6 protein-coding genes are annotated in these 11419 nt (G+C 51.7%); 4 read left to right on the top strand and 2 right to left on the bottom strand.

The genetic code is table 11. The features are described 5' to 3' along the window. Positions 1-261 precede the first annotated feature (261 nt). Complete coding sequence (locus tag IBX50_RS02435; RefSeq protein ID WP_292253025.1) at positions 262-1662, top strand: hypothetical protein; 1401 nt, start codon at positions 262-264, stop codon at positions 1660-1662. A gap of 135 nt (positions 1663-1797) precedes the next feature. On the opposite strand, the gene metE is transcribed toward IBX50_RS02435, so the two are convergent. Further along, positions 1798-4080: a 5-methyltetrahydropteroyltriglutamate--homocysteine S-methyltransferase gene (gene metE / locus IBX50_RS02430; RefSeq protein WP_292253024.1), complete on the bottom strand. Its 2283-nt coding sequence runs from the start codon at positions 4078-4080 to the stop codon at positions 1798-1800. Between the two features lie 380 nt (positions 4081-4460). Here metE and IBX50_RS02425 point away from each other — a divergent pair, with 380 nt between their 5' ends. The 3 genes from IBX50_RS02425 to IBX50_RS02415 all read left to right on the top strand — a co-directional run bounded on the left by IBX50_RS02425 (position 4461) and on the right by IBX50_RS02415 (position 9709). Beyond that, positions 4461-5378, top strand: a complete 918-nt coding sequence (locus tag IBX50_RS02425; RefSeq protein WP_292253023.1) for a LysR family transcriptional regulator — start codon at positions 4461-4463, stop codon at positions 5376-5378. Positions 5379-5452: 74 nt separating this feature from the next. Further along, a complete protein-coding gene (locus IBX50_RS02420; protein WP_292253022.1) occupies positions 5453-6547 on the top strand; it encodes an efflux RND transporter periplasmic adaptor subunit in 1095 nt (364 codons plus the stop codon). Next, positions 6548-9709: an efflux RND transporter permease subunit gene (locus IBX50_RS02415; RefSeq protein WP_292253021.1), complete on the top strand. Its 3162-nt coding sequence runs from the start codon at positions 6548-6550 to the stop codon at positions 9707-9709. A gap of 77 nt (positions 9710-9786) precedes the next feature. Here the strand turns inward: IBX50_RS02415 and mltF are convergent, their stop codons facing one another. Next, positions 9787-11211: a membrane-bound lytic murein transglycosylase MltF gene (mltF, locus tag IBX50_RS02410; RefSeq protein ID WP_292253019.1), complete on the bottom strand. Its 1425-nt coding sequence runs from the start codon at positions 11209-11211 to the stop codon at positions 9787-9789. Between the last annotated feature and the right edge of the window lie 208 nt (positions 11212-11419).

Raw genomic sequence — 11419 nt, 5'->3', positions numbered from 1 at the left:
ATGAGCACCCAGAGTTTTTACATGAACTGTCCAAACTGATTGGGTGGCCTGAATAAATTTTCTTGCCCACCCTTATCAGCGAAGTCTCCCCAGAGGCGGTGTTTTTATCTTTAGTCGTGTATGACCCGCTGGGTGATTGACAGCACAAGTAGATTTAAACAAAATTCATCTTTGAAAAATTCCTGTAATCAGAAGTTATACCACCAGATGCCTTAGCGCTGATACCTGTCTGATACAAGGGAGTTTAAATTAGAGGGAAATATGAAAAAAACCATCTTTGCTATTATTGTGTTACTAAGCATCACTGCGCAATCTGCTCTGGCTGTTGATATCCCGCAGTCCTCCAAACCTCTTCTTAACGCACAAGTAATTTTACAGGCCGAGGAAGAGCGGTATCGCCCATCGATGAACCGTATACTGCAAACCGCCTTGGATGGGCTGGAGCTCTATCAGACGAGCATCAGCACACAGCCTTTAAGCACCTCAATTGCAGATCGCATCAGCGGTAGCCGGACTGGCGATGCCGAGTATTTTGCTCTGCTGCAGATTGAGAGCGGCGAGGGTCGCCGTGGCCGCAACAATAAGATCGCTCGACTGCAAATTTACAATACAGCAACGGGGCAACCCAGCCTGCATTGGGAACAAGAGTATCCGCGCATCAATGATTTCCAGAGCTTGATGTCCATCCTCAGCTACGAGTTGCCATTGCAACTCAAGCGCCAATACCAACAAGTTGCTCAGGTAATCAATATTTCTGGTCGTGAGGTTTTTCTCGACTTCGATATTAATAGCGGTTACAAACAGGGAGATATTTTAAGAGTCTTCCGTGATGGTGAAGAAATCAAGGATGTCAATGGCGTAACTTTTGGCAAGCTGCAAGAGACTGTTGGTGTTGTCCAGGTGCAGTCTGTACACGCGTTTTATACACGCGCAGAAGTCATTATTGGTAGTCTGTCCATTCGTAATGGACATTATGCCGAACAATTGAAAAACGGTGATTCTGCCAGCGAGGGACGTGTATTGACAGTTCTGGAAGATCAGGTGGCAATCAGCATCGGTAGCAATGTTGGTGTCAATCCCGGTAGTTATTACGCCGTTTTCCGCGATGTCAAACCCATAGGTGATCACTCTGCTTTCCGTGAGAGGGTCGGCGCCATTGTTATCAATGAAGTGCATGAGGATTACGCCAAGGGACGATTCACCCTCTCTAACCATCACCAGCTTTCGAAGATCATGGTTAATGAGGGGGCTCTGGTAGAAGAAATTGATTCACCCTGGAATCAGGCTGTTCAAGTAGGTTTTGGTAGTTACGATTTGCTGGGTGATGACAGCAGTAGCATTTTCCGCGCCACTTGGATGCTGCCTTCTGATGCTCAGGTCGGTCTCAGTTATCGACTGCATGCTGGGCTAGGTGACAGCTGGATGCTGGGTGCAGGCTTACAAAAAAGTCTGAATTACAGCCCTAACTTTTTTACTGGTATAGATTTCCTATATGTAGGTGATGAAAAGAGTATAGGTACCAATCTGTTCTTCTCTGTTGAACCCCCGATCTATTTATGGCGCAATATCGGACCAGTGATTGACGTAGGCTACATGGTTGGAGGCGATGATTATTCTGGGCTGAATATTAACCTAGGGTTGAAGGTTCCCTTGAATTGGTAAGCCTCCTCTTCTCAGCTTGCTGATCCAACCTTAAAGTCTATTTTATTCCGCCTCCTGATGATCTCCGGATCAGAAGGCGGATTAATGTAAGGGGTTGCAGCAGATTAGCGGATTATAAGAAAGCCTTTTGAGGAATCAGACCTCGGCTCTTAGTTGTTTTGCCGCTTCAACCATGGCTGCCAGTGCCGGGGTGACTTCTTCCCAGCGGCGGGTTTTTAAGCCGCAGTCAGGGTTGACCCACAGGCGTTGGGGCGGGATTTTTTCTGCTGCCTTTTTCATCAGTGCCACCATCCAATCCACCTCGGGGATGTTAGGGCTGTGGATATCATAAACCCCCGGCCCGATTTCGTTGGGGTAGTCGAAGTCTTCGAAGGCATCCAGCAGTTCCATATTGGAGCGTGAAGTTTCGATGGTGATAACATCGGCATCCAGCTCGGCAATGGCTTCAATAATGTCATTGAACTCCGAATAACACATGTGGGTGTGAATCTGGGTGGAGTCCGCCGCCACTGCTGCGGTCAGACGGAAGCTGTCCACCGCCCAGCGCAGGTAGGCCGCCCAGTCAGCCTTGCGTAGTGGTAGTCCTTCACGGAAGGCTGGTTCGTCAATCTGAATTACACGGATACCGGCAGCCTCCAGATCCCGTACTTCATCCCGCAGTGCCAGTGCGATCTGTTTGCAGGTGGTTGCACGCGGCTGGTCATCGCGCACAAAAGCCCATTGCAGGCAGGTCAGCGGTCCGGTCAACATGCCTTTCATTGGGCGATCTGTCAGTGACTGGGCAAACGCGCTCCATTCCACGGTCATGGCACTGGGACGCGAAACATCACCATAAATCACCGGCGGTTTTACACAACGGGAACCATAACTCTGCACCCAGCCAAAGCGAGTGAAGGCGTAACCCTGCAGCTGTTCACCAAAGTATTCCACCATGTCGTTACGCTCGGCTTCACCGTGCACCAGTACATCTATGCCCAGTTGTTCCTGCTGACGGATGCAGTAGGCAATCTCCTGCTGCATGGCCTCCCGGTAAGCATTTTCACTCAGGTTTCCGGCCTTGTAGTCCCGCCGTGCCTTGCGGATTTCCGGGGTCTGCGGGAAGGAGCCAATACTGGTGGTTGGGAACAACGGCAGTTTTAACCAGTCTTGCTGGGATTGAATGCGTTGTGCATAGGGTGAGTTGCGTTGCAGCATCACAGGGTCTACAGCAGCCAGGCGTTCCTGCACCACGGCCTGATGAATACGATCCGATGTGCGGCGACTGATTTGTGCCTGATGGTTTTTTTCCAGTGCCTGACGCTGTTCAGTCGTGATACCACCACTTAAGCTGGCTGCCAGTAAAGTCACTTCATCCAGCTTCTGGCGAGCAAAAGCCAGCCAGGATTTTAGTTCTCTATCCAACTGATCTTCCTGCACCAGATCGTGTGGCACATGCAGCAGTGAGCAGGAAGGCGCCAGCCACAGACGATCACCCAGACGTTCAACGGCATCACCCAATTGGCTGTTCAGTTGTTCCAGGTTTGATCGCCAGATATTACGACCATCAATCACCCCAGCAGAAAGAATCTTGTAGGAGGGCAGCCGATCCAGTACTTGCAGCAGCTCTTGCGGTGCCCGCACTAAATCGAGATGCAGACCATCCACTGGCAGTTGCACCGCCAGCCCCAGATTATCCTCCAGACCACCAAAATACACCGCCAGTAGTTTTTTCACCGGTGCAGACTGCAGCTGGTTGTAAGCTGTTTCAAAAGCCTGTTTCCATGAATGGGGTAAATCCAGCGCCAGAATCGGCTCATCCAGCTGCACCCATTCGATACCCTGATTTGCCAGTTGTTGCAGCAGTTGGGCATAAACCGGCAAGAGTTCTGACAAGAGCGCCAGCCGATCAAAATCACCCTGTGCCTTGCCTTGCCATAAAAAGGTTAGCGGGCCGGTTAAGACCACCTTAACCCGATGCCCCAGTGTCAGCGCTTCCTGCACGTCAGCCAGCAGGCGCTGGGGTTGCAGGGAAAAGCTTTGTTGCGGCTGAAACTCGGGGACCAGATAGTGGTAGTTGGTATCAAACCACTTGGTCATTTCACAGGCAGCGGCCGGTGTGCCTGTGGGTGCGCGACCCCGCGCCATACAAAAATAGGTGTCCAGATCAGCTTGTTCCGCTAGGGTCTTAAAACGCGGCGGGATCACACCAAAGGTGAGGCTCAGGTTTAGTATCTGGTCATAAAAGGCAAAATCACCAACGGTGACAAAATCCAGTCCGGCATCCTTTTGTTCCTGCCAGTGACGGATACGCAGCTCTTGACCGGTTTGTTCCAGTGTTTCACGGGATATCTCGCCTGCCCAGTAGGCTTCAAGGGCTTTTTTTAATTCACGCTGGGCACCAATGCGAGGGTAGCCGAGGGTATGGGTGGTTAATTTCATGCTCTTGATTTCCTGTAGATAGAGACAACGCTCGCTTCTGCAAGGTAGCCTGCGTATCACTGGGTTCGACCTTCCCGGTCTCTACCAGTGCGCTTCGCTGTCCCTGCTCCGCTTCATGCAGGCAAACCTTGCCGCGAGCTCGATACTGTGTAGAAGTAAGGCATCACTGGTTCAGGCTGTCTGCAACAGGATGTTGCCCGAGCTTACAGGGATGTATTCACGCGTCCTGAACAGCGGTGCCTTACTCTCCACCAGCCAGTGACAAGTTGTGGTTTTCCAACTTGCAGTATTCTTCAGGAAGCGGATAATTGAATCAAACTCAAGTTTTTCCTGTTAAAGCTGAAAATAATTCAGCAAAGAAAAAAACAAGGGAGAAGGGGATGATTGATTTAAGGCACTTAAAAACCCTGGTTGCTCTGCGCAGTACCGGTAGTCTGGTGGATGCTGCGGATCGTTTGCATCTGACTCAGTCGGCGCTGTCTCATCAGTTAAAGGCGCTGGAGCATTTGCTGGATACCGAGTTGTTCATCCGCAAGAGTAAACCTCTGCAGTTCACTCCTGCCGGGCAGCGTTTGTTGAAGCTGGCGGATGATTTGTTGCCCAGAGTGGAAGCCGCTCAGCGGGATTTACAACGCCTGGCGAAGGGTCAGGCCGGTCGTTTACATCTGGCAATTGAGTGCCACAGTTGTTACCAGTGGCTGATGCCTACACTGGATGCCTTTCGGCGCAGGTGGTCAGAGGTAGAGGTGGATGTGCCGGGCGGGCATCATTTTGCACCTTTACCCGCACTAAAACGTCAGGAGCTGGATCTGGTGATTACCGCCGATCCTCGCCCGATTGACGGCATCAGTTATACCCCGCTGTTCCGTTATGAAAGCCTGCTGGCCATCCCCAAGGATCATGCATTAACAGCAAAAAGCTGGATTGATCCACAAGATCTGGTGGCAGAAACACTGATCACCTATCCCGTAGAGCGTAATCTGCTGGATATTTTTACCCATTTTCTTGACCCTGCCGGTGTTGAACCTGCCGGTATCCGTACAGCAGAGCTGACCATTTTGATGATGCAGCTGGTTGCCAGTCATCGGGGGGTTTGTGCGCTGCCAAGCTGGGCAATCACCGAGTATCTGGAGCGGGATTATGTTGCAGCAAGACGGCTGGGTGAGCAGGGCACCTGGGGTACACTCTATGCCGCTCACCGCGATAATCAGCAGTCACTTGAATTTATTGGTGATTTTATCAATACCGCTCGCAAGACCTCCGCCGAGGTACTGGAAGGTATTCTCCCTACCGAATAATTCTTGTTTACAGGGTGTTTTATTTGAGAAAATCAGTGCAGACTCTCCAGTCCAAACCTCCAAATGGAATGCACATGCCCGGTAAAAAAACGGCTTCTTTGCTTCTGGCTTTGTTGCTGCTTGTGTTGTTGGTCATCTGGCTGGCCAGTGGTGACTCTTTCTCCAGTCAGACCCAAGCACCTGAAGCTGAAAGCCCTCCATCAGAATCAACAACATCATCCATGCGTGTGGAAACCCGCTGGATGGATGCCCAACCGTTTACACCAATTGAAGTTCTGCAGGGGCAGCTGTTTCCTTTTCAACAGCTGGAATTACGTGCTGAAACTGGTGGACGTGTGACGGCTTTTAAAGCATCTGAAGGTCAACAGGTTCAACAGGGCAGTGAGTTGTTACAACTGGCAGTAGATGCTCGACCTGCACAGGTAAAACGCCTGCAGGCCGAACGAGCCAGCCGAGCAGCTGAGCTGAAAGCAGCAGCACGACTGCGAGACTCCAACTTGCTATCTGAAACGGATCTACTGCGCTTGCAAAGCAGCCTGTTACAGGTTGAAGCCGAGCTGGAAACCGCCCTGTTGGATCTGGCGCATACCCGTCCCAAAGCTCCTTTTAGTGGTTTGCTGGAACAGCGTCATGTTGAACTGGGTGAGTCTGTCCAACCGGGGCAACCCCTGTTTACCCTGCTGAATATCAATCAGTTAAAAGCGGTAGCGCAGGTGCCACAACAACGTATTCAAGCCCTGCAAAAGGGTCAGCAGGTCACACTGCAACTGCTGGATGGTAAAGAACTGCAGGGACAAATCAGTCTGATTGGTAGTATGGCGGATGCCAGTACACGCACCTTCCGTGTGGAGGCTTTGCTGGATAATCCTGAACAGCGGCGTCTGGCCGGTGCCAGCGCCACCCTGCAAATTCAATTAAGTCCCACCACAGCGCATTACCTGTCACTGGCACTGCTGAGTCTGGATGCACAAGGTCGCCCGGGAGTTAAACACGTTGATGATCGCCAGCAGGTGATTTTTTCACCTATACAGCTGCTGACCAGTGACAATCAGGGTGCATGGATAACCGGTTTACCGCCCAGAGCGCAGGTCATCACCCTGGGTGGTGGTTTTGTTAATGCCGGAGATAAGGTGACTCCAGTACCGCAGAACCAGCCGGGAGCAGAATAAATGTCCAGTCTGATTCGTGCTGCCATCAACCGCAGCCGTGCCACTCTGCTGGCTCTGCTCTTTCTGATTATTGCTGGCTGGGCATCCTATGTTGTCATTCCCAAGGAGGCCTTCCCTGACATCACCATTCCTTTTGTTTATATCTCGATGGGGCTGGAAGGGATCAGTCCGGAAGATGCCGAGCGCCTGCTGGTGCGTCCGATGGAGCAAGAGTTGCGCTCACTGGAAGGCATCAAAAAAATGACCGGTATGGCATCCGAAGGCCATGCTTCGGTGCTGCTGGAGTTTGATGCCGGTTCTGATCCGGCAAAAGCTTTACAGAATGTGCGAGAAAAGGTGGATACTGCCCGCAGTAAACTCCCCTCCGAGGCAGATGAACCCAGAGTGCATGAGATCAATACCGCACTCTTCCCTATTCTGTCGATTGGTTTATCCGGCCCCTTGGATGAACCTACACTGGTTGCTGTTGGACGACGTATCAAAGAAGAACTCGAAGCCATTCCCAATATTCTGGAAGTGGATATCGGCGGCGACCGCGAAGACCTGCTGGAGATTCTGGTTGATCCACTGGTGATGGAAAGTTATGGGCTGGACTACGGACAACTCTTTAATCTTGTTTCCCGCAATAACCGGCTGGTGGCTGCTGGCAGCCTGGATACCGGTGCCGGTCGTATGGCAATGAAAGTCCCCGGGGTAATCGAGAATCTGGATGATTTGCTCAAAATGCCGGTCAAGGTGGAAGGCAGCACCGTAGTCACTTTTGGTGACATTGCTACCCTTCATCGTGCCTTTAAAGACCCTGCAGGGTTTGCACGAATTAACGGCCAACCGGCATTAGTGCTGGAGGTGACCAAGCGCACCGGAGCCAACGTGATTCAAACAGTGCAGCAGGTCAAGGCTCTGCTGGATGCGGCTCTGCCTTTGTTGCCAGAGGGGCTGGAAATTGACTTCATCATGGATCAATCCATTGAGGTGGAAAACTCCCTGACCGATCTGCTCAACAACGTACTCACTGCAGTAGTGCTGGTGATGTTACTGGTGATTGCTGCCATGGGACTGCGTTCTGCACTGCTGGTGGGCATCACTATTCCCGGTGCTTTTCTGGTGGGTATCCTGCTGATTTCATCACTGGGTTACACCCTCAACATGATGGTGCTTTTTTCACTGATTCTGGTCGCAGGCATGCTGGTGGATGGTGCGCTGGTGGTCACTGAACTGGCGGATCGTTATCTGGAAGAAGGGCTGGAACCTGCCGATGCCTGGCATCAGGCAGCCAATCGCATGGCCTGGCCAATCATTGCTTCAACGGCCACCACCTTGTCGGTATTTGCACCGCTGTTGTTCTGGCCGGGCATGGTGGGGGAGTTCATGAAGTTTCTGCCCATCACGGTTATTTTATGTCTGTTAGCTTCCTTGGCGATGGCGCTGGTATTTCTACCCACCCTGGGCAGTGTGTCCGGCGGAAAAAAAATCCGTCCGGGAGCGGCTCCTGTTGATGCCGCAGAAGCAGTATCAGATTTTCATGCCAGTAACACACCCACCAGCCGCACTGGCAAAGTCTATCGCCAACTGCTGGCTAAACTTCTGCATCATCCTGGGTGGACACTGACCGGCATGTTGTTATTGATTGCCGTCATTTATGTCGCTTATGCCCGCTTTAATCATGGTGTGGACTTTTTCCCTGCGGTTGAACCGGAATCAGCCCAGGTGCAAATCCGTGCACGGGGTGACTTGTCCGTTTATGAGCGGGATCAGCTGGTGCGTCGGGTGGAAGACCGTCTGCTGGGCATGCCGGAAATAAAAGCCCTGTATGCTCGTTCGTTTGCCGGTCAGGCTGGTGGTGGTTTTGGTGGCAGTACCCCGGAAGATACCGTGGGGGTGGTGCAATTCCAGTTCACCGATTGGCACCAGCGCCGCCCTGCCAAACAGATCATGCAGGAGATGCGTGATAAAACAGCGGATATTTCTGGTATTTTTCTGGAGTTCCGCGAGCAGGAACAAGGGCCTGGTGGTGGTAAACCAGTAGTGCTGGAAATCAGCTCCACCAATACTCTGCTGGCTGAAGAAGCACTGCTGGCTATCATGCAAAAGATGCAGGAGCTGGGTGGCTTCACCGATTATCAGGATGATCGCAGTCTACCCGGTGTGGAGTGGCGCTTCCTGGTGGATCGTGAGGCCGCTGCTCGCTTTGGTACTGATGTATCCTCGGTAGGCAGTGCCGTACAGCTGGTGACTACCGGCCTGATGCTGGCTAGCTATCGGCCGGAAGATGCTTCTGATGAAGTAGATATTCGGGTACGCCTGCCGGTTCAGGCAAGAACACTGGATCAGTTACAGCGTATGACTCTGCAGACCCCGCAAGGACAGATTCCACTCAGCAACTTTGTCACTCTGGAACCAGCAGCCAAAACCGGCACACTGCGCCGACTGGATGGCCGTCGTACCCTGACATTACAGGCCGACCTGCAACAAGGTTATCAACTGGATGAGCGCCTGAGCCAGTTACGACCTTTTTTGTCGGAATTGCCGGAAGGAGTCAGTGTGCGCGTAGCCGGTGAAGATGCTGACATGCAAGAGGCCGCTCAGTTTCTGGTGGCAGCCTTTTTTGTTGCCATCTTCCTGATGCTGCTGATTCTGGTGCTGCAATTCAATAGCATGTATCAAACGGCACTGGTGTTGTCCGCCATCCTGTTTTCCACAGCAGGCGTGTTACTGGGGTTAATGCTGGCAGGTCAGGCTTTTGGAATTGTCATGGTAGGCATGGGGGTTATTGCCCTGGCTGGTATTGTGGTTAACAACAACATTGTGTTGATTGATACCTACAATCGCATACGTCAGCAGGGGTTACCCGCCTATGAAGCTGCACTGGAAACCGGCTGCCTGCGTCTGCGCCCAGTGTTGTTAACAGCAGCGACCACCATTCTTGGCTTGATGCCAATGGTACTGGGGGTCAACGTCAACCTGATGGAACCCAGTCTGGGCTGGGGTGCACCCTCCACACAATGGTGGCGACAGTTGTCCAGCGCCATTGCCGGTGGTCTGGCTTTTGCCACCCTGCTCACTCTGATCCTGACACCCTGCATGCTGGTGTTGGGTGATCGAATCTCCCTGACTTACCGTCAGCTGGCCAAAACACAGGCTCAGACCGTGAAAGAACTCTGACCGAGGCCTTCTGACCGGCAACAAAAACCGAGATCCCCGTAAGGAGATCTCGGTGACAAGCAGGTGTTGCCCTGGCTTTAAATGATCGGAGGAACCTTGCGGAAAGCGGTTTCAAACCTGACGTTGGCTGACCTTGCTTCCAGTTCTTCCATAAAATTAGCTTGAATACGTTCGTTCCACTGGAGAATTTCTCGATAACGACGAATGTTCTCAACATAAACTACCGGCTCTTTACCCCGGGCATAACCAAAACGGGTATGACGATACCACTGACGCTGACTTAATAACGGCAGGTGTTTTGCCACATCATCCCAGCTGTCGGGATTAAAACCCTGGGACTCGGTAATTCTGCGTGCATCTTCCAGATGCCCCATACCGACATTGTAAGCGGCCAAGGCCATATAAAGACGATCATTACCCTGAATCCGTTCAGGAATACGGTTGTACATCTGGCGCAAATAACGGGAGCCACCTTCAATACTTTGCAGTGGGTCGAGGCGATTAACACCCAATTCATCAGCAGTACGGCGGGTCAGCATCATCAACCCACGTACCCCGGTGGGAGAAACAGCATTCTGCCGCCAGTGTGATTCCTGAAAACCCACTGCGGCCAGTAGCAGCCAATCTAAATCCTGCGCCTCTGCTGCAGCACGGAAGTGTTCTTCATACTGCGGCAAACGAGAGCGAACATGCCGCAGAAACAAAGGCGCACCTACATATTCCAGATGCTCTTCGTGACGATAATAACGCTCACGGACTTCATCCACCAGCCCTTGTTTACGCGCCAGCTGCACAAAACCACTGGCCGCCATCCCTATCTGGGAACGCAAATTCTTCTGGAACAGCCACACCAGATCGGTGGTTTCCTCGGTATCAAAAGCTACACCCACACGAGGAAAAAAGAAGCGGTTGATATTAAAATCCTGGGCACTGACCAGTGCATAATCCAGGTCACCGTCCTGAATCATCTTCAGCAGATCCGTCACTTCCAGATCTTCAGTTTCCATCCAGCTCAGATGCGGGAAAGCTTCCTGGTGGCTCTTTAATACCTCGGCCTGACGTGAACGTGCCAGCACAGCCAGAGTACCTTCCTGCAGATCATCCCAGGTTCTTGGACGAAAATGACCACGACGGTAAACCACCATCTGGGGCGACTGCAGCAGCGGTGTTGATACAGAGAAGTTGCTGATGCGCTCGCGGGTTAAACCCAGGCCACCCGCAGCCATATCCACTGTACCATTCAGCAATGCACGTTCCATTTCCGCTTCACTGTCCACACTGACAATATTCAGCTCAACGCCCAGATGTTCAGCAAAGGATTGCACCAGTTCATATTCAAAACCGGCATAACCTTCACGGTGTTGATAATAAACAGAGGGCGTGTTACGTAAAGCAACTGTCAGACTGCCTTTACTGAGTACCTGATCCAGCGTGTCGGCTTGTCTGCAACCGGTAACGACCAGCAGCATGACCAATAAAATCAATACAATTTTAATCTTCATAAAAGAAAGGCTCATCGAAAAAACTCGACTGTTGTTTAAGCGTTATGCTCGGATTGAATTGCCGAGCCTATGTCTGACCGCTGCCAAAAAGGTAAAAAAAGGCAGCCGGAGCAGTGGTTTCCCGATCAGGCTATTCTTGTAATTAGGGGTGTAATTGCGTTGTATTGTGTAATTTTAACAGAGGGTGATTAAAAAAGCGCCAATCCAG

The organism is Marinospirillum sp., from assembly GCF_014859565.1.
Note: the sequence above shows the minus strand (reverse complement) of the source record. Positions and strands in the feature narration are given on the sequence as shown.

Coding starts and splice junctions, on each gene's coding strand:
- IBX50_RS02435 (WP_292253025.1), top strand. CDS start 262: ATGAAAAAAACCATCTTTGCTATTATTGTGTTACTAAGCATCACTGCG.
- IBX50_RS02425 (WP_292253023.1), top strand. CDS start 4,461: ATGATTGATTTAAGGCACTTAAAAACCCTGGTTGCTCTGCGCAGTACC.
- metE (WP_292253024.1), bottom strand. CDS start 4,080: ATGAAATTAACCACCCATACCCTCGGCTACCCTCGCATTGGTGCCCAG.
- IBX50_RS02420 (WP_292253022.1), top strand. CDS start 5,453: ATGCCCGGTAAAAAAACGGCTTCTTTGCTTCTGGCTTTGTTGCTGCTT.
- IBX50_RS02415 (WP_292253021.1), top strand. CDS start 6,548: ATGTCCAGTCTGATTCGTGCTGCCATCAACCGCAGCCGTGCCACTCTG.
- mltF (WP_292253019.1), bottom strand. CDS start 11,211: ATGAAGATTAAAATTGTATTGATTTTATTGGTCATGCTGCTGGTCGTT.